At 50.6% G+C, this 18,548-nt stretch carries 14 protein-coding genes and 1 pseudogene; 10 read left to right on the top strand and 5 right to left on the bottom strand.

Annotated elements, in window-relative coordinates; all coding sequences use genetic code 11:
* Window positions 1–65 precede the first annotated feature (65 nt).
* A pseudogene (locus KI362_RS25610) lies at window positions 66–284 on the bottom strand (IS1182 family transposase); the annotation flags it as partial.
* 531 nt (window positions 285–815) lie between these two features.
* Window positions 816–2,093 carry an MFS transporter gene (locus tag KI362_RS15305; protein WP_301628322.1) on the bottom strand — a complete coding sequence of 426 codons (1,278 nt, stop codon included), beginning with the start codon at window positions 2,091–2,093 and terminating at the stop codon, window positions 816–818.
* Window positions 2,094–2,277: 184 nt separating this feature from the next.
* On the opposite strand from KI362_RS15305, the gene KI362_RS15300 reads away from it, so the two are divergent.
* Window positions 2,278–4,524 carry an ATP-binding protein gene (locus KI362_RS15300; protein ID WP_301628320.1) on the top strand — a complete coding sequence of 749 codons (2,247 nt, stop codon included), beginning with the start codon at window positions 2,278–2,280 and terminating at the stop codon, window positions 4,522–4,524.
* Here the strand turns inward: KI362_RS15300 and KI362_RS15295 are convergent, their stop codons facing one another.
* A complete protein-coding gene (locus KI362_RS15295; protein WP_044482283.1) occupies window positions 4,525–4,827 on the bottom strand; it encodes a hypothetical protein in 303 nt (100 codons plus the stop codon).
* 266 nt (window positions 4,828–5,093) lie between these two features.
* Here KI362_RS15295 and KI362_RS15290 point away from each other — a divergent pair, with 266 nt between their 5' ends.
* Complete coding sequence (locus KI362_RS15290) at window positions 5,094–6,440, top strand: amino acid permease (RefSeq protein WP_301628318.1); 1,347 nt, start codon at window positions 5,094–5,096, stop codon at window positions 6,438–6,440.
* 18 nt (window positions 6,441–6,458) lie between these two features.
* On the opposite strand, the gene KI362_RS15285 is transcribed toward KI362_RS15290, so the two are convergent.
* Window positions 6,459–7,091: a LysE family transporter gene (locus KI362_RS15285; protein WP_301628316.1), complete on the bottom strand. Its 633-nt coding sequence runs from the start codon at window positions 7,089–7,091 to the stop codon at window positions 6,459–6,461.
* Window positions 7,092–7,425: 334 nt separating this feature from the next.
* Complete coding sequence (locus KI362_RS15280; protein WP_301628315.1) at window positions 7,426–7,998, bottom strand: type II toxin-antitoxin system PemK/MazF family toxin; 573 nt, start codon at window positions 7,996–7,998, stop codon at window positions 7,426–7,428.
* Window positions 7,999–8,195: 197 nt separating this feature from the next.
* Here KI362_RS15280 and KI362_RS15275 point away from each other — a divergent pair, with 197 nt between their 5' ends.
* From KI362_RS15275 to trxB, 8 genes are all read left to right on the top strand, one after another.
* Window positions 8,196–8,453 (top strand): YqkE family protein, encoded by a 258-nt coding sequence (locus KI362_RS15275; RefSeq protein WP_044482276.1) that lies wholly within the window; start codon window positions 8,196–8,198, stop codon window positions 8,451–8,453.
* Window positions 8,454–8,625: 172 nt separating this feature from the next.
* Window positions 8,626–9,207 (top strand): peptide deformylase, encoded by a 582-nt coding sequence (gene def / locus KI362_RS15270; RefSeq protein ID WP_301628313.1) that lies wholly within the window; start codon window positions 8,626–8,628, stop codon window positions 9,205–9,207.
* A gap of 32 nt (window positions 9,208–9,239) precedes the next feature.
* Window positions 9,240–9,911: a deoxyribose-phosphate aldolase gene (gene deoC, locus KI362_RS15265; RefSeq protein WP_301628311.1), complete on the top strand. Its 672-nt coding sequence runs from the start codon at window positions 9,240–9,242 to the stop codon at window positions 9,909–9,911.
* Between the two features lie 166 nt (window positions 9,912–10,077).
* Window positions 10,078–10,887 carry a MerR family transcriptional regulator gene (locus KI362_RS15260; protein WP_301628310.1) on the top strand — a complete coding sequence of 270 codons (810 nt, stop codon included), beginning with the start codon at window positions 10,078–10,080 and terminating at the stop codon, window positions 10,885–10,887.
* A 154-nt stretch (window positions 10,888–11,041) separates the two neighbouring features.
* Window positions 11,042–13,000, top strand: coding sequence for an FAD-binding protein (locus KI362_RS15255; RefSeq protein ID WP_301628308.1), 1,959 nt, complete (start codon window positions 11,042–11,044; stop codon window positions 12,998–13,000).
* Window positions 13,001–13,185: 185 nt separating this feature from the next.
* Complete coding sequence (locus KI362_RS15250) at window positions 13,186–14,478, top strand: homocysteine synthase (protein ID WP_301628306.1); 1,293 nt, start codon at window positions 13,186–13,188, stop codon at window positions 14,476–14,478.
* 914 nt (window positions 14,479–15,392) lie between these two features.
* A complete protein-coding gene (locus KI362_RS15245; RefSeq protein WP_301628305.1) occupies window positions 15,393–17,342 on the top strand; it encodes a heavy metal translocating P-type ATPase in 1,950 nt (649 codons plus the stop codon).
* A 193-nt stretch (window positions 17,343–17,535) separates the two neighbouring features.
* Window positions 17,536–18,495 carry a thioredoxin-disulfide reductase gene (trxB, locus tag KI362_RS15240; RefSeq protein ID WP_301628303.1) on the top strand — a complete coding sequence of 320 codons (960 nt, stop codon included), beginning with the start codon at window positions 17,536–17,538 and terminating at the stop codon, window positions 18,493–18,495.
* The last annotated feature ends 53 nt before the right edge of the window (window positions 18,496–18,548 follow it).

Here is an 18,548-nt window from a genome sequence, read left to right as displayed (position 1 = left end):
GAGTCAGCAATAAGAGTCCTGCAACTCCCATGCAAAGGCATGGGGTTGTCAGGACTCTTTCTTGTTGCGGTAAACACCGTCTCCCATACGGTCATTATTCGCTCAGAGCGAAAACGGTTAGTGGTGCGGAAATCGGGTCTTTGTCTGACTGCAATCCACATGAACATGATGTCTCGTCCACCTCCGGGGTAAGCTGCGTCAAAGATGGCGTCGTCGAGACGATTGCAAGCAGTGTTTACTACGCGGACGAGGTGGTTTGCGTGGATGTCTTCTTCTAAATCCATTGTGATGCTTGCTTCTCCTAATCAGACACCTATTTGTGAGCAACCGGTTCTCTGATTAGCCATCTGTTGCTCGCTGCCGGATACTTTAAACTCCTAACGGACATTTTAGATCCTTAGCAGACTTGTTCTTATGATTCGAAGGGGTAACGGACATTTCGGGCGCTTAGGACGCTCAAACGACTCTGGTTCACTCGATTCTACTCTCTTAGCAGCCAAAATGTCCGTTACAATTCTGGCTCATCCAAAGACGGACCGTAAGGAGACATAATGTCCGTTATACCAAGTGTTTACTTCCTTAGACCAAATGTACCGCATTACTTATATTGGGAAACAGAGTTGATCCCTGCTATATCGAATGTTCGAATGTACAAAGAACCGTCTTCTTTTGGTTTAGGGTTGGGTGGTACCTCCATTTTCCAGAGAGCGGTTTCTTTATGTTTGACGAAATGAAAGAGGGCGCCCCTCAGTTCATCTTATGATCACTTCTGGGACACCCTTGACAAGGTATTAGCTGGTTTCTGATTAGAGAGCCTAGTGTATCTGAGGAGCCGCTGCTCCGTGCGAAGAATCCACTGTTGCTGCAGGCTTGTATTTGAAGATTGGAATGAGAATAATCGCTCCAACCAGCATCACAATCCCGGCCATAGAATAAATGCCGACCAGCGGAAAGAGCTTTTTCATTACGCCGGCCAGAGACATCATAATGACCATCATGCCCATGAACATCGGGCTAAGCACGCCGTTTACCCGGCCTACATAGCTTTGCTCGGTGGACTGCAGAATCAGCGTATTGATTCCGATCTGAATGCATGGGAAGGTCAAGCCGTTTAGAAACTGCAGAAACAAGGTTAATGATATGCTATTGGACCATCCCATTCCTATAATACATATCGCGCTGACCGCCGTGCCGAAGGCCAGGAGAATTTGCGGGCGAATCTTGCGGGAGAGCGTCATGATCACGCCGCCGCCTATTAACATCGCTACGCCGTTCACCATAAGGAGATATTGCAGGAACTCCTTGTCTTGACCAAGACGCTCTGTTACCAGGAAGAGTCCGAGCGTCTGAATGGTGCCGATCGCAAAGCCTGCGATCGCAAAGGCTACTCCGAGCACCTTCAGAATCGGACTTTGCCAAACATAGCGGAAGCCGTCACGCAGCTCCTGAAGGATACTGGAGCCTTTCTTTTCTTTTGACGCGTTATGCTCCTCTTCATCTGCAGGCAGCCGGAACAAGACCAGAGCGGACAGAAGAAAAGCAACGCCCATTACCCCGATGGACAAATGAATGCCGAATTGATGGTAAGCGAATATGCCCAACGAAGGTCCCATCACCATAAAGATAGCAATCAAAGACTGGAACAGCGCCATCCCTTGTTGTACTTTATCAGGATGAACATGCTGCTTGAACAGCTTCATGACCGAGGGCTGTGAGAACTGGGACAGAATGGCGGACACAAAGGTTGCCAGATAGACGCTTTCCCAGGAGCCGTACAGAAGCGTGAGAAGCACTGCAAAGACCGAAACGGCGGATAAGAAATCGCACCAGATCATCGTTCGCTTGGGCCTCCAGCGGTCAGCAAATGCGCCGCCGATGAAGGAGAAGACAAAGATTGGCGCAAATTCGACCACCGAGATCAGGGATATCGCGAGCGGATCACTGTTGGTCTGGTCAGTAACAAACATCAGAATTGCAAAATTACGCACCCAAATCCCGATTTGAAGAAAGATATTCGAGATCAGAATCGTCTGATAGAACTTGTTCTTGAACAAGCTTACCGGGGCGGATTGAACAGAAGCAGAATTAGCCATTATGCGTCACCTCAATATGAATTTATCTCTATACACGGTTTCTCCCAGAGTAATCATAGCTTGACGAAGTCACATTGAAAAGGGAAAAATGAGATATACATAAATTTTACTTTTAAGCTGTTGAATTATAATGATTTAAGAGATAGAACCATTACATCCATTTAACCTAGGGCGGAGGCAGAATATGGACAACAAGCGGGAATATGCGATTGGTGAAGACTTGAGCCGGATGGTTCTGAAGCATATGGAGGATTTGGTGTATTGCTGCGACCTGCAAGGGATCGGAGTCTATTGCTCGCCGTCTTTAGAGAAGAAGCTTGGATATGCGCCGGACGAAATCATCGGTGTCCCGTTCTCGCAATGGGGCTTGCTGGAAGAGACGCGCAGCTGGCAGGACATCGTGCGGAATGGGCGCGGAGAATTACAGCTTACCCTGAAGCACAAGAACGGGGCATACCTGCCCTACGATTTTCACTTCTCGATTGCTGAGGAAGCAGATAACGGGCCCTTGTTCATTGCGGTTGGACGCGAGGTCTCTCTCTCCGGAAGTGAAATTGATATCCTGAAAGAGACGATGGGCATGGCGCGGATCGGAAGCTGGGAATGGAGTCTGCCTGACGACAGGGTGATTTGGCTTGGGGATGTGTTCCGGATGCTCCGGTTCGATCAAGCTAACAATACGGTTACGTCGAAGGAGGTCTTAAGCAAGTTCTCGCCCCGTGAACGGGAAAGATTTCTCCAATCACTTGGCGAGGCTCTTGAAAGCGGGGTCTTCGACTTTGAATTCAGGCATACTATTCCGGAGACAGAGATGGAGTATTTGCATTTACGGGGAACCGTAAGCTATGACAACAGCGGAACCCCGGTAAGAATGAGCGGGACCGTGCAGGATATTACCGACCGCAAACGCGTGGAGCGCAAGCTTCAGGAGACGGTAGAGAGGTATAATTCCCTGAAAAAATACAATCATGACGCGGTGTTCTCACTGGATCTGCGGGGCCATGTGATCAATGCTAACGCCATGGCCGAGAAACTGACGGGCTACGAGATTTCGAAAATGACCGGACAGCGCTTTTCAATGTTCATCGGCGAAAGCAAGCTGCGGGATATTTTATCTGCAGCGAAGTCGAATTTCTCCACGCCGGCAATCGACAAGAGCATTAACAGTATCCGTCAGAAGGATGGACAGGAGGCAGAGGTGCTGGCGACGGTTGCGCCGATCATTATCGGCGGCGAAAACGTCGGATTCTATATTATTGCGAAGGATATCCGGGAACAGAAGCAGCTGTTAATCGCCAAGGAGGCAGCCGAGCGAACAAACCGGGCCAAGAGTGAATTTCTTGCGATGATGAGTCATGAGATTCGGACACCGATGAACGGCATCATCGGAATGACCGATCTGATGATCGAGATGAACGAATTATCGGAAACCCAGAAGGAGTATCTGGAGATTATCCGCAAGAGCGGCGATACCCTGCTGGCCATCATTAATGATATTCTTGATTTCGCAAAAATCGAGGCCGGCAAAAGCGAGCTTCATGAAAGCACATTTGATCTCCGTCTGGCTGTATCCGAGACATTGGATATTCTGAAGGTTCGGGCTAACGAAAAAGGGCTTGCGCTTTCTTTTAACGCCGATCCGGCAATTCCTGGGCTCGTCATCGGAGACGCGGACAGGCTCAAGCAGATTTTAATGAATCTGATCGGAAATGCCTTGAAGTTTACTTACTCCGGTGGAATTACGGTTGAAGTCTCCTGTCTGAGCCAGGCCGCACAGCAGCTTCGTCTTTGCTTCGCCGTCAAAGATACCGGCATCGGGATTCCGGAGGAGAAGGTGGCCTTGCTCTTTAAGCCGTTCTCGCAGCTGGATCAATTCATGACACGGCGGTTTGAAGGTACGGGATTAGGACTTGCGATTACGAAGAAGCTGGTAGAGATGATGGAAGGGAAAATATGGGTTGAGCAGCATCAGGGGCCGGGGGTGACCTTTAAATTCGAGGTGACGCTTGGCGCTGTCTATCCGCAGGAGGATGAAGATCCGGGTATGGAGCAGTATCAGGGAGCGAGGAAGCTGCACATACTGATCGCTGAAGATAACGAAGTGAATCAGATTGTGCTCCAGAAGATGCTAGAGCAGCAAGGGCATACGACCAAGACAGTGGCGAATGGATACGAGGTTATTCAAGCGGTGGCATATGAAGCCTTTGATATTATTTTCATGGATGTGCATATGCCTGAAATGAATGGCCTTGATGCTGCCAGAGTATTGAAAGAGACCCTGGCGCCTGGGGCTTGCCCCGTCATTATTGCGGTAACCGCTAATGCGTTGAATGAGGATCGGAACCTTTGTCTGCAGGCGGGGATGGATGATTATATTTGCAAGCCGTTAAAGAGCACCATCATCTCCGAGACACTTCAGAAATATATTTGATCAAAGAAGGCGGAATCGCTCCAATTGCTCCCAAAGCTGTTCCTGAATCAGAATTTCCCGCTGTTTGTGTCCAAGCAGATCGAAGTGGGGGAAGGGCGGACGGTGGTGAATGTAATCCGGGCTTAGGTCATGCCGCAGACACCAGTCCTCCAGGCGCACAAGATCATTGCACCCTACCTTGGTCACGGTTTTGATGCCAGGGAACCGCGGATCGAGCCAGTAGTGGGTCAAATAGGCGATCTCCCCTCGGGAGACCGCCTGTTTCCATTGATTAAGTTCTTGTCTGCTGATGCCAAAAGCCATAGCTATACCTCCGCTGAGCGTTCTAATTAAGCCATTATAACACAGCAACAGAGCTCAAGAGATGGGCCCGTCGCCTCCAGGGAAGATAGAACCTCGATTTCTCCACTGCGGGGCACAAGAAGAAATCCGGTTTATCGGCAGCAATAGGAAACGTACGTATTTTAATTCCGATTTCCTCCAACAATATAAATTCCAGTGCAATTATAGAAACCCAGAGAGTTAAGGACTGTATCAGGAAAATTTCGAGATCATTGGAGGAGTAAAGGGTGAAGGAAAAAGGAAGACAGGGGGATCAAGAGAAGGGCGGATTAGCCTGGTGGCAATTGGCTTTGCTGGGGGTTGCGTCAACCGTTGGCACCGGGTTCTTCCTCGGTTCGGCGATCGGGCTAAAGGCGGCAGGACCGGCTTATTTAGCAGGTCTGCTGCTCGCTTCCTTTGCTACCTATACCGTATTCGAATCTCTGGCCAAAATGACGGCCCAGCAGCCCGAGAAAGGATCCTTCCGGACTTATGCCAAGCAGGCGTTCGGACGCTGGGCCGGCTTCAGCAGCGGCTGGGTCTATTGGTTATCGGAAATTCTCATCATGGGAAGCCAGCTGACCGCAATATCCATGTTTGCCCGCTTCTGGTTGCCGAATCTGCCGCTTTGGATGTGCGCGACAGCCTTCGCGGTCCTGGCTCTGCTGATCATTTTTCTGGGCAACCGGGGATTTGATATGACCGAGAATATTCTGTCTGTCGCCAAGCTGGCGGCAACGGTAATGTTTATTATCATAGCCGCTGCGGCCTGGATGGGGTGGCTCCACGGGGAGCGGCCGAAGGGAGGGCTCGAGGCCTATCGCAACTGGCTGCCTGGGGGCTGGATCGGCGCTTGGTCCAGTCTCATTTTCGCCTTCTATGCCTTTGGCGGAATTGAGGTCATGGGCATGATGGCCTTCCGGATGAAGCAGCCCAAGGATGCGCCGAAGGCCGGCAAGGTCATGCTGCTGCTCCTGACGGTTCTGTACGGCTTGACCATCGGACTGGTGCTGTCCCTGATCGCACCGGATAAGCTGAACCCGAAGGAAAGTCCGCTGATCACGGCGCTGAGCCAATTTCATCTGCCCTTTATCCCCCATGTATTCAACGCGGTATTGATCATCGCGGGCTTCTCCACGATGGTTGCTTCCTTGTATGCGGTCGTGACCATGCTCGTCACCCTCTCGGAAGAACACGATGCGCCGGCGGTTTTTTCCAGAACCGCGATGAAAGACCGACCTATGTATGCTCTGGGCATGTCGGCCATCGGGCTCGCGGCTTCCATCGTATTATCCCTTCTCATTCCCGGCACGATCTACGAGACGATTACGATAGCTGCCGGGCTGCTGCTGCTCTATAATTGGGTTTTTATTTTGCTCTCCGCAGGCAGAGTTCTGAAAGAAGGGAGCACGGGGCGGATCAAGCGGATGACCGGTCTTGCCTTCATTATAATAGCTGTCTTCGGCACCATGGCAAGGGGGCCGGGAAGGCCGGGTTTCTGGGGGAGTCTCGGATTCTTGGCGCTAATCGCCCTCGTCGCCTGGTTCATGCAGCGCAAAGTATGGAGCAAGCAGCAGGCGGGCGGACAGAGCTGAGGCCAGCCTTATTGATGGCTATATCCTTTGCAGCAGCAGTTGCAGAGCCTCAAACAAAAAGTAAAGGCCGAATCCGATCAGGAACAACCCGGACAGCACGGAGACTCCCTTTAATAAGCGGTCGCTCACATATTTGCGGAAAATACTGGCGAATCCTGCCATGGTTAGATCCCAGATCAGCAGACCAAGAATAATCGAGAAGCTGTTCAGGATCAGATCCCCTAATCCGGACTGGGCCGCCGTCTGGGCAAGCACGGAGCCGTAAATGCCGAGCCAGAACAGAATGGACAGCGGGTTGCCCAGTGACATAAAGAAGCCGGACATGAAGGATTTCAGCAGCGGCTCCCGGCCCCGCATATCCGCCATTTGAAACTTTCCCGCATCCTTAAGGCTTTCTATGCCCGTATATATGAGCAGGAAGCCGCCGAACAGCCACAGGAAGGTCTGCATAAACGGAATATTCAAAAAATGAATTACACCAAAGAACACAAGCAGCATATAAATCACATCCGCTGCCATTGCGCCGAGTCCGACCAGCCATGCTGACATAAAGCCGCCCCGAATGCCCTTGGACAGCTGGGCGGCATTGACGGGACCGATCGGGGCTGACAACGACAGCCCGAGTACGATATAACCAAGCATCTGATTCAACAGCCGCACCTCCAACGTCATGAGTTACTTGTACATCCTATTCGACGGGAGAGGCTTGTATCACAAAAACAAAAATAGACAGGTGGGATAAATGGTTAAAGTTCGTTCCAGCGGGTAAATGGTAGCAAGAGGGAATTTAAAGATGCCAACGCAGAGATGAAGAAGCTTAGAAAGTGTGAAACAAATATAAAAAAGGAGCCTTTCGGCTCCTTCTCGGACTCAACGACACGCGGGCACGTGTGAGTTTATCCACGACGGGGTGGATGACGTAATGAATCAATTTATATTCATTCTACCCTGTCGATTTGAAAAAGTCAACCTTATTCTGGAGTTTCTACAATCCAAATGACCATTTAAGCCGGGTTTCCAGTCGGCTGATATCTTCTTCGTCGAGCGAACCTAAATGATCTTTAAGACGTATTTTACTTACCGATGTGGTTTCTTCCGTTTTGGCTGCCGAGTCAAACGCGAGGAAATCATATTTATTTTTGAACAGAAAATAATGGCTTTGAAATCGCGGAATCGGATTGCCCTCCTTTGTCAGGATAGGCTGCCCTGTTTTTGGAAAGGTACGGATTTTCAAGTTCTTTGTTAATGGAATGACCAGTACATTGCCCGATGTTGAATTCACGGTATTATTTGAAATAATCACGACAGGACGCTCTTCATTTTGTTCACACCCGATATTTTCCCCGAACTGGCAAAAGTGTACGGCTCCTCTTGCCATATTCCGTTTTGTCTGCGTCTTCTCATGCTCAATCCAATGATGCGCCATTTCCAGCTGAAGAGGCAGCCAATCATAGATTTGCTTTGTCTTCAGCTTTTTCGCATATTCCGTCCGCGAATTACGCTCTCTCTTCTCGGAAGAGGCCCTGAATGCCCCGCCATGCTCATGTTCCTTATTCATATCGATCTCCTCCTGGCTCGCCTGATTCAAAATCGACTTAGACGTATATATGTTGAATTACACGTATTTCTATGCTGTTAAAACAAGCAGGCCTTCTTTTTTTCTTATTCTCATCATTCTCATTCGAAGGTCCGGTTATGAGTTGACAAGCCAGGGGACTCATGATAATTTACACTTGAATTCGAGGTGATGAAGAGATGGCGAAGAAAAAGACACAGGGAACACGTCCTGCCCCGGCGGCGGACAAACCGGCAACACTGAAGGATCTGCTTGGGGAGACAACGATTGCGAAGCTGAAGGAGCAGGCTGCCGCTCTGCAGCAAGAAGAGGATCAGCGCAAGGAAGAGGCAAGGCTTAAAGCGGAGCAAGCGCGGAAAGCAGAACAGAAAAGGCTGGATAATGATTTCGAGCATCTGCTGAAAAACAGCAGCATGGATTGGAAAAAGTTCAAATAGAAAATATAAATTTTTAACTGAATTTCCTTGGGTGTGAACACCTTCAAAGAAGCCGGCGTATCGTGCGCCGGCTTTGACTTTTTACTATCGTCATGCTACGCTGATGCTGGTATTTTGAAGCTGAAAAAGAACGCTTGGAAATTCAGATGAAGGTGGAAGAAGGATTCATATCATGGGCAAATTTAACCGTGACTATATCATTTTAATGGACGATATTATTAGAGAAGGCGATCCGATTCTGCGAACCGTTACCGAGCCGGTCAGCATTCCTCCGACCGAGGAAGACCGCGAGGAGATGGCGGCTATGATGCAGTTTTTGAAGAACAGCCAGGATCCGGAGCTCTCTAAAAAATACAAATTACGCCCCGGTGTAGGCTTGTCCGCGAATCAGATCGGTCTGAACAAGCGGATGTTCGCCGCGCTGCTCAGTGATGATGAGGGCAATGACCGTGAAGTGGCCCTGTTCAATCCGAAAATCATCAGCCACTCGGCGGCGATGACTTATTTGCCGGAAAGCGAGGGCTGCTTGTCGGTGGATCGGGCGATTCAAGGCTTCGTGCCTCGTTACGAGAAGGTTCAGATCAAGGCCCATGATGCGGAAGGCAAGGAATTGAAGCTTCGCTTCAAGGGATATGATGCGATTGTGATGCAGCATGAGATGGACCATTTGAACGGAATCATGTTCTATGACCGGATTAACAAGGAGCATCCATTCAAGCTGCCGGATGGAGTACAGATTTCCAGCCTATATTAATAATGGAAAATATTTTTTTTGGAGGAATTGGAATGGACACGAAAGCAATTCTGGGTATGATCGATCATACGCTTCTGAAGGCGAATGCCGGCAAGCAGGAGATTCTCAAGCTGGTAGAGGAAGCGAAGGAGCACAATTTTGCATCTGTATGCGTCAATCCTTACTGGGTGAAGCTGGCGGCAGAGCAGCTGAAGGGCTCCGAGGTCAAGGTGTGTACGGTAATCGGTTTTCCGCTGGGCGCGTCCGCTCCTGAAGCGAAGGCCTTCGAGACCGCACAAGCGGTTGCCGATGGCGCGGGTGAGATCGATATGGTCATAAACATCGGGGCGCTGAAGGATGGAGACGATGAGGCGGTGCGTTCCGACATGGCAGGCGTTGTGAAGAGCGCGCAGGGCAAGCTGGTCAAGGTCATCCTCGAGACCTGCCTGCTGAACGAAGAAGAGATTGTTCGCGCTTGCCGTCTGGCAGTTGAGGCTGGCGTTGATTTTGTGAAGACGTCAACAGGGTTCTCTTCAGGCGGAGCAACGATTGAGGCTGTGGCTTTGATGGCGAAGACCGTTGGGCCTGAGTTCGGCGTCAAGGCTTCCGGAGGCGTGCGCAGTCTGGAGGATGCACAGGCTATGATCGAGGCGGGGGCTACCCGGCTTGGAACGAGCGCCGGTGTGGCGATTGCCCAAGGGCTTGCGAGCAAGGGCGATTATTAATTGAAGCTATTTTGGATGAAGCAGCGCTGTTCCCTCAGCTAATGAAGGGAAGGCGCTTTTTTCATGGAGTTGGGTAAAAGGCGGGGCGGGATGTGAAGCAGGTTATACCTGGTCTGGAAGCCAGAATGATATGATTGGAGGAATGAGATGAACCAGGAGGAAGAAGATGAAATATTGCATAGGTGAGTTTTCAACGATTCTGGGGATTACGAAGGATACGCTGAGGCTATATGAGAAGCATCAAATTGTGGAGCCGGCGAAGGATGATCATAATAGCTATCGTTATTATAATGATCTGGACGCCAGAAATTTGCTGATGAGCCGATGGTACCGCAGCATGGGAATTCCGCTCCCCGAGGTTGCTGAGCTTATGAAGCATGCCTCTGTCGAGCGGGTGAACCATGAAATAGCGAGGAGCCGGGAGCAATTAGAGGAAGAGATTCGCAGAAAGACGATGCTGCTTGATAAGATGAATCAGATAGAGCAGGAGATCGGCGCCTTGGATGCGGAGCTGTTCCAATGCAGGATCAAGCAGCGGCCGGGATGGTATAGACTGAAGCAGACGGTGAATAACCGGCTTCTAAAAAATGAGCGCATGAATCGGTTGGTCAATCAATGGATGGACTGTTTGCCGTTCGCCTTTTTCAGTTTCCGGATTGAAGAAGAGGAACTGCTCACAGACAGCTTGAAGAACTGGAAGCATAGCTGGGGCTTAACCTTGATGGAAGAGGATGTGCAGAAGCTCGGCATCGAGTTCGACGACCAGGTTGAATATATTCCCCCAACCAAGTGTCTGTCCGCAGTCATCGTAAAGTCCCAGTCCAGCCCGATTACGAAGGAGACGCTGGGGTTTATGTTTGAAGAATTGACGTCCCTGGGCTATCAGGTGACTGGCGATATCGTAGGAAGAATTATTATGAATGAGCAGGAAAGGGGCAAGAAGCGCTCCTATCTGGAGGTAAACATTTCAATTTAACAGCGTTTTGCACGCTTGACCTTCGTGTTGGACTAAGGTTTATACTCCGAATATAGGCTGCCGGGTGAATGAGTCAGTAAGGTTTAATCACATCGTATAAAGTGAAAAACTTCACATTGGTAGCCATCATACTATAGGATTTGGGGGAGAGAGTATGTTTATTCGGAACAGCAAAGGGTTCAGACCGGTTCTGGCACTTGGCCTGTGCCTCATCCTGCTCATCGGGCTATTGGCCGGATGTCAGGGGAACGGAAATGACGGAAATAAGGAAGCTGGATCAAACCAGCAGGAGACCGGCTTCAAGGCTGGAACCTACACGGGGGAAGCCGAGGGGAAGGAAGGAACCATCAAGGTTGAGGTTACGATGGACCAGGCTGATCAGATTAAGGATATTCAGATTGTCAGCCAATCAGAGACAGCGGGTCTTGGCGATTCGGCGATCGAGCAGATCAAAGAGCAAATTTTGACGCATCAGACTCTGACCATCGACGCAATCAGCGGGGCGAGTGAGACAAGTAACGCGATGCTGGCTGCCGTTGAAGCTGCGGTTAAGCAAGCAGGCGGAGATCTGGCAGCTTTGAAGGCAGGGACGGTAGCTAAGGCCGGAGAAGGCAAGGTCGAGCAGCTTGAAGCGGACGTTGTTGTCGTGGGCGCGGGTGCTTCGGGCGTTTCGGCAGCAGTGAGCGCAGCCGATAAGGGAGCCAAGGTAATTATTATTGAGAAAACAGCAGTCATCGGAGGGGCAAGTAACCTGTCGTGGGCAGGGAAGTTTTACAACTCCTCGGTGGCGCTTGAAAATGGTGTGAAGGTTGCGGTTGAGACAGAAATTGCCGACTGGATCGTTAATAATCACTGGAGAGTTGATGCGGCCGCAATTAGGCAGTATGTGACTAAATCCGGAGAAACCTATGATTGGCTGAACGAAAAAGGCTACAATACAACCTTTATTAATTTTGGCGGTGAACAGCTCCACATGCTTCCTGCCTATGAGACACGTGAAACCTTGCTTCGGGCTATGCTGGCCGAGTCGGTTGAGCAGCATGGAGGACAAGTCCTGACAGAGACAACAGCCAAGAAGCTAATGACAGGCACAGATGGTGCTGTTACTGGTGTAGTAGCAGAGAAGAAGGATGGAACCACACTGGAAATCTCGGCCAAGAGCGTGGTTATGGCGACAGGCGGTTATGCAGGGAACAAGGAAATGGTGAAGGAAAGCTTTGGCTTCGAAGGAATTAACGGGGGACTGGGTCAGAATATTGGCGAAGGCTTGCAAATGTCCTGGGAGGCTGGCGCGAAGGTGCCGGATAATTTCGGTGGACAAATGCTCCACCAGACCTTGGCAAGAGCAACCGGCAATCTGAAAAAGGAATTTACTTCTTATGAGGCCAGCTATCCGCTGATGACGGCTTATTTGCCGAATTTTATGAACGTTGGACCATCAGGTGCAAGATTCCGGGATGAGGCATCTACGCTGGAGGCAGTTGCGGCTGCCAATACAAGTGCTTTTAATGGAGCCTATCATCTGGTGATCGTATCGAAGTCCCAGCTGGATGCGCTGGCAGCGAAAGGGATGACAGGTGTAAATGCGCCTAAGCTTCCGGGCATGCCGCCGGAATTCTATGCTGATTTCGCGGAGCAGTTCACGTTGGAGAATCCATGGACGAATGCGGAGCAAGTATTTGACGCTATGGTGGCCAACGGCGACGGCTTTAAGGGAAATACCATTGAAGAGCTTGCAACTAACGCGGGTATGGATGTGGAGGTCTTCAAGGATGCGTTCAATAATTATGTGGAGTCAACGAAGAGCGGCGTAGACAGCGAGTTTGGCAAGGCGAAGGAATATCTAGAACCTATGGGCGATGAAGGCCCTTACTATGCAGTCGTTGCTGAAATTAATAACCTGGGCTCTGTAGGCGGGTTACTCGTGAATACGAAATTCCAGGTTCTTAATGATAGCCGGGTTCCTGTGAAGGGGCTGTATGCCGTAGGATTGGAATCCGAAGGCGTCCTCTTCAACGATACGTATGTAGGAAATGGCGTCGGACTTGGATATGCCTTTACTTCGGGACGACTCGGGGGCGAAAGCGCAGCGGCAGGCGCGCTGAATCAATAATTTATAGCACTGTAAGGCCGGAGCCGGCGGGAATCAGGGGATTCTCATCGGCTCCATTTTTTTATTTTTAATTCATACAAAAATTATCGGATTTACTATTTCCAAATTGAACATTCTGTGAGAGAATAGTGAAAACAACTTGACCGACGGGTCGATTACAGCCAAATTAAAAGGAGGATTACCCTATGTCCGAAGAACGTCAATTTGCCCCTGAAACCCTAGCTATTCATGCAGGGCAGGAGCCGGATCCCGTAACAAATTCACGAGCAGTTCCGTTGTATCAGACCACTTCCTACGTATTTAATGATACTGAGCATGCTGCCAATTTGTTTGGTCTGAAGGAGTTCGGCAACATTTATTCCAGGATCATGAACCCGACGAATGATGTCTTTGAGAAACGCATTGCAGCGCTTGAGGGCGGAGTCGGTGCTTTGGCAACAGCTTCCGGACAAGCGGCGATTACCTTCTCAATTCTGAATATAGCCGGGGCAGGGGATGAGATCGTATCCTCAGCTACCTTGTACGGCGGAACTTATAACCTGTTCGCGATTACTCTGGCGAAGCTGGGGATTACCGTGAAATTCGTGGATGCCTCGAATCCGGAAAATTTCCGTGCGGCAATAACCGATAAGACCAAGGCCGTATACGCAGAGACGATTGGAAACCCTAAGGGCGATGTGCTCGACATTGAAGCTGTAGCGGCGATTGCTCATGAGAACGGCCTTCCGCTGATCGTGGATAACACTTTCCCGAGCCCGTATCTGCTGCGGCCGATTGATTATGGGGCAGATATTGTCGTGCATTCCGCGACCAAGTTCATCGGAGGACACGGCACTTCGATTGGCGGTGTCATTGTCGACAGCGGCAAGTTCGACTGGACTGCGAATGATAAGTTCCCGGGACTGACTCAGCCCGATCCGAGCTATCATGGCGTTGTCTATACCGCAGCCGTTGGTCCGCTCGCCTACATTATTAAAGCGCGGGTTCAACTGCAGCGTGACCTGGGAGCCTCTTTGTCTCCATTCAATGCATGGCTGCTGATTCAAGGGCTGGAGACTCTCCATCTTCGCGTAGAGCGTCACAGCGAGAATGCGCTTAAGGTGGCCAAGTACCTGGAGCAGCATGAAGCGGTGGAATGGGTAAGCTATGCCGGCCTTCCGAGCCACCCTTCCTATGAATTGGCCCGGAAATACCTGCCTAAGGGTCAGGGAGCGATTCTTACCTTTGGCATTAAAGGCGGCCTGGAAGCAGGACGCAAGCTGATTGAAAGCGTGAAGCTGTTCTCCCATCTGGCCAATGTCGGCGACTCGAAGTCCCTGATCATTCACCCGGCAAGCACAACGCACCAGCAGCTGAGCGAAGCGGAGCAGGAGGCGGCTGGAGTCAATCCCGAGCTGATCCGCCTGTCTGTCGGGACAGAAGCCATTGACGATATTCTCTATGATTTGGAACAGGCGATCGCTGCCAGCCAAAGCTAATACAATTAAGAGGGTGTCCCGAAGTATAATTCCGTACAGCCTTAAAGTGCAAAGTTCAAAAAGTCGGCTTTTCAGCACCGAGAAGGTTGCGAGAACCCGAAGAAGGAGGAACGGAGTGTAGGCAGTACCTACATTAGCAAAATGCTTCCAAAGAAAGCATGCCTCGTAAGCATCCGCTCGGACTTCGAGGGTGAACGCAAGATTCGATGTTGAATCAACCACCTGAAACACTTCGTGATCAAAAGCTAACTTTCTAAACTACCTCTTAATAACAAAATAGAGTGATATTCATATAGAAACCAAGGAGCAAAGCGGCCTTCTCGCGCTTGATGCCTTGGTTTCTTGCGTTCCACTGCGACCTGCTTGATCAAAATTATGGGCGAGGGAAATCCACCCGACTTCCAAGCTTACTGGTTTTGGCAAGCCTCGAAGTTTTAGTGACATTCTGCATTAAAATCGCCGCATGAACGCCCACGCCAGAAATTTTAATGCCTTTTGGCACTTATTTCGCCGCATGAACGCCCACGCCAGAAATTTTAATGCCTTTCGGCACTTATTTCGCCGCATGAACGCCCACGCCAGAAATTTTAATGCCTTTCGGCACTTATTTCGCCGCATGAACCCCCATGTCAGGAATTTTAATGCCTTTCGGCACTTATTTCGCAACGCACGGCGTAATCTTACTTTTTTCATTTATTTCTATATTGATGGTTTACATTGCAGGGACTTAGGATTACAATAAAATTAAATTAAAAGTTTCCCGCACGCAATTTTATTGGATCAATACAAAAATGATTATCATTCTCAATAACATGCTGCTCCGGAGTTTCCGGGGCGGCATGTGCCATTTTTAGGGGGTTAACAATGGTATTCATTATCAATTAGCCAGAGGGAACAACGAGGAGGAGATTAGAATGGAAGCAAAAGCATATCTAAAGCCGAAGGAAGCAGCGGCAAAAACTTCAGGAAATCCTGATCCCGGGGGCAAGCATCGGAGATCGTTCACCCGGCTGCTGCGTCATCGGGAAATGATGATGGCGCTGGGCAGCGGAGTTATGATGCTGATCGGATGGATAGCGGGGCAGTGGGCTCTCCCGGGATGGTTCTCAACCGGCATGTACATTGCTGCTTATGGGCTGGGCGGATTTACGAAAGCGCGAGACGGTGTCGCGACATTGCTGCGCGAGAAGGACTTGGACGTGAATCTGCTGATGATTGCCGCTGCCGCCGGAGCAGCCGCGATCGGTTATTGGAATGAAGGAGCGATGTTGATCTTTATCTTTGCCCTAAGCGGTGCCTTGGAGTCTTATGCCAGCGAACAGAGTAAAAAAGACATCTCGGCGCTTGCGGCGCTTCGCCCAGAGGTGGCTGTAAAAATCGAGGATGGAGTAAGGAGAGAGGTAAGGGTCGAGGAATTGGAGGTTGGAGATCTGTTGCTGATCAGACCCGATGAAGTGATTCCCGCAGACGGTGTGATTCAAAACGGGGATTCCTATGTCAACCAGGCCTCTATTACCGGCGAGTCCGTTCCCGTCCGCAAGGGAAGAGGGGATGAGGTCTATGCCGGAACGCTCAATGAGGATGGCGCGCTTTATGTCACCGTCGGGTCACCGGCCGAAGGGACGCTTTTTGCCAAAATCATCAGGCTGGTTGAACAAGCGGAAAAGGAAACCCCAAAGACGCAGCAGTTTATTAAGCGGCTTGAAGGAACTTATGCTAAAACCGTACTTGCGGTTACAGCAGCTCTGCTGCTGTTGTCACCAGTATTATTGGGATGGCCCTGGGAGCAGAGCTTCTATAAATCCATGGTGTTCCTGGTGGTAGCTTCGCCATGTGCTCTGGTCTCCTCCGTGATGCCGGTCATGCTGTCGGCCATGTCCAGAAGCGCGCGCCGGGGCGTGCTGTTCAAGGCGGCTGCCTCAATGGATCGGCTGGCAGGGATCAAGGTGGCCGCTTTTGATAAGACGGGGACGCTGACCTTGGGCAATCCGGTTGTCACGGAGATGATCACCTTGGAGGGATGGGAGCAGAGCGAGGTGTTAGCTGCTGCCGCTGCGATAGAGCAATGGTCAAGACATCCGCTGGCCCGCGCCGTTCTTGCGGAGGCCAAGAAGGAGAATTTGGAGCTGCCGGCGGCGGAAGATATCCAGTCCCTTCCGGGGCGGGGGATTCAGGCCAGAATTGGCGGAAGAACATGGATCATCGAAAAAGCAAATGAGCAGGATTTGCTGTTCCCGGATCAGCTGAGGGGAGTAATCCAGGGTCTGACGGAGCAAGGAAATACGGTATCCACTATTAGCTGTAATGGGAGCTATGCAGCTATTCTTGGAATCCGGGATGAAATCAGGCCGGAAGCAAGGGAAGCCATTTCGAGGCTGCATCGGTTAGGGATCAAGACAATCATGCTGACCGGGGATCGGAAAGTAACGGCGGACTTCATCGCGGCTGCAGCAGGAATCGATGAGGTGTATGGTGATCTGCTTCCCGAGGAGAAACTGGAGCGGGTCAAAGAGCTGGGACAGCGGATCGGCCAGGTGGCGATGGTCGGTGACGGCGTTAATGATGCTCCTGCACTGGCGACGGCTTCGGTCGGAATCGCAATGGGTGAGGGAGGCAGCGGTGCTGCACTTGATGTTGCAGATATCGTGCTTATGAACGGCAAGCTCGACAAGCTTGCGGATACGATGGAGCTGGCAGCAAGAGCCCGCAGCGTCGTTATGCAGAACCTGATTTTTGCGGGAGCCGTGATTCTGCTGCTTGTTACCAGTAACTTCATTCAGGATATTCCGCTCCCGCTCGGCGTCATCGGACATGAAGGGAGTACCATCCTTGTGATCTTGAACGGATTACGCTTGCTGCGGTAACTGGGGGGTATAACCGCAGTTCATCATTCCTTCATGCAAACTTCACCGAACCTTACAGCCGGAATTGTTGACACTACAGAAGACAGTCCACATAATTAATCTTATAATGAAAGCTTAAAAAGTCAGCTTTTCAGCTAATTTTATTCTATTCATGGGTATATGAGCGTATTTCGCTTCTGAGGAGGAATTTATCATGTATAAATCCATTATTATCGGGACCGGGCCTGCGGGTCTGACTGCCGCCATCTATCTGGCACGTGCCAATATGAATCCACTGGTGATTGAAGGACCGCAGCCTGGCGGGCAGCTTACAACCACTACAGAGGTTGAGAATTTTCCGGGATTCCCGGACGGAATTATGGGTCCGGAGTTAATGGACAATATGCGGAAGCAAGCTGAACGGTTTGGTGCGGAGTTCCGCACAGGCTGGGTCAATCAGGTGGATTTGAGCCGTCGTCCATTTAAGCTGCAAGTGGAAGGGATCGGCGAATTGCTCGCAGAGAGTCTGGTGCTCTCGACAGGTGCTACAGCCAAGTACCTTGGCATTCCTGGCGAACAGGAAAATGTAGGGCGGGGCGTGAGCACCTGTGCGACCTGTGACGGCTTCTTCTTCCGGAACAAAGAGATTATTGTCGTGGGCGGGGGAGACTCCGCATTGGAGGAAGCCGGCTTCCTGACGCGCTTTGCTTCCAAGGTAACGCTGGTACACCGCCGGGATGAGCTGCGGGGCTCGAAGATTATGCAGGACCGGGTACGTCGAAATGAAAAAGTGGAATGGGCGCTGAACCGCACTCCACTGGAGGTTGTGGTGAATGAGAACGGTGTAGTGACCGGGCTCAAGGTTCGCAATAATGCTACTGACGAAGAAGAATTCATTTCCGCATCCGGCGTTTTTGTCGCGATTGGCCATCATCCGAATACCGCCTTTTTAGAAGGTCAGATTGAGACTGACGAGAATGGATATATTCTGGTTACGCCAGGCACTTCGCAGACCAATATTCCAGGAGTGTTCGCATGCGGCGATGTGCAGGATACCCGCTACAAGCAGGCGATTACTGCAGCAGGCAGCGGATGCATGGCAGCGCTGGATTGCGAGAAATTTCTGGAGAGCCAGGAGCATCAAGCTGTAGCTCAGAATAGCATGATGGGGTAAAATAAAGGCCGCACTCAAGAGGTGGAATTTTCCGATTCTTGAGTGCGGCCCTG

Origin of the sequence: Paenibacillus apis (assembly GCF_018333295.1) — a bacterium.
In the GTDB taxonomy this organism is placed as follows: domain Bacteria; phylum Bacillota; class Bacilli; order Paenibacillales; family Paenibacillaceae; genus Fontibacillus; species Fontibacillus antibioticophila.
Note: the sequence above shows the minus strand (reverse complement) of the source record. Positions and strands in the feature narration are given on the sequence as shown.

What these genes read in the sequence shown, in the direction of transcription:
- KI362_RS15305 (WP_301628322.1), bottom strand. Translation starts at nt 2,093, where the DNA reads ATGGCTAATTCTGCTTCTGTTCAATCCGCCCCGGTAAGCTTGTTCAAG.
- KI362_RS15300 (WP_301628320.1), top strand. Translation starts at nt 2,278, where the DNA reads ATGGACAACAAGCGGGAATATGCGATTGGTGAAGACTTGAGCCGGATG.
- KI362_RS15295 (WP_044482283.1), bottom strand. Translation starts at nt 4,827, where the DNA reads ATGGCTTTTGGCATCAGCAGACAAGAACTTAATCAATGGAAACAGGCG.
- KI362_RS15280 (WP_301628315.1), bottom strand. Translation starts at nt 7,998, where the DNA reads ATGAATAAGGAACATGAGCATGGCGGGGCATTCAGGGCCTCTTCCGAG.
- KI362_RS15275 (WP_044482276.1), top strand. Translation starts at nt 8,196, where the DNA reads ATGGCGAAGAAAAAGACACAGGGAACACGTCCTGCCCCGGCGGCGGAC.
- def (WP_301628313.1), top strand. Translation starts at nt 8,626, where the DNA reads ATGGGCAAATTTAACCGTGACTATATCATTTTAATGGACGATATTATT.
- deoC (WP_301628311.1), top strand. Translation starts at nt 9,240, where the DNA reads ATGGACACGAAAGCAATTCTGGGTATGATCGATCATACGCTTCTGAAG.
- KI362_RS15260 (WP_301628310.1), top strand. Translation starts at nt 10,078, where the DNA reads ATGAAATATTGCATAGGTGAGTTTTCAACGATTCTGGGGATTACGAAG.
- KI362_RS15255 (WP_301628308.1), top strand. Translation starts at nt 11,042, where the DNA reads ATGTTTATTCGGAACAGCAAAGGGTTCAGACCGGTTCTGGCACTTGGC.
- KI362_RS15250 (WP_301628306.1), top strand. Translation starts at nt 13,186, where the DNA reads ATGTCCGAAGAACGTCAATTTGCCCCTGAAACCCTAGCTATTCATGCA.
- KI362_RS15245 (WP_301628305.1), top strand. Translation starts at nt 15,393, where the DNA reads ATGGAAGCAAAAGCATATCTAAAGCCGAAGGAAGCAGCGGCAAAAACT.
- trxB (WP_301628303.1), top strand. Translation starts at nt 17,536, where the DNA reads ATGTATAAATCCATTATTATCGGGACCGGGCCTGCGGGTCTGACTGCC.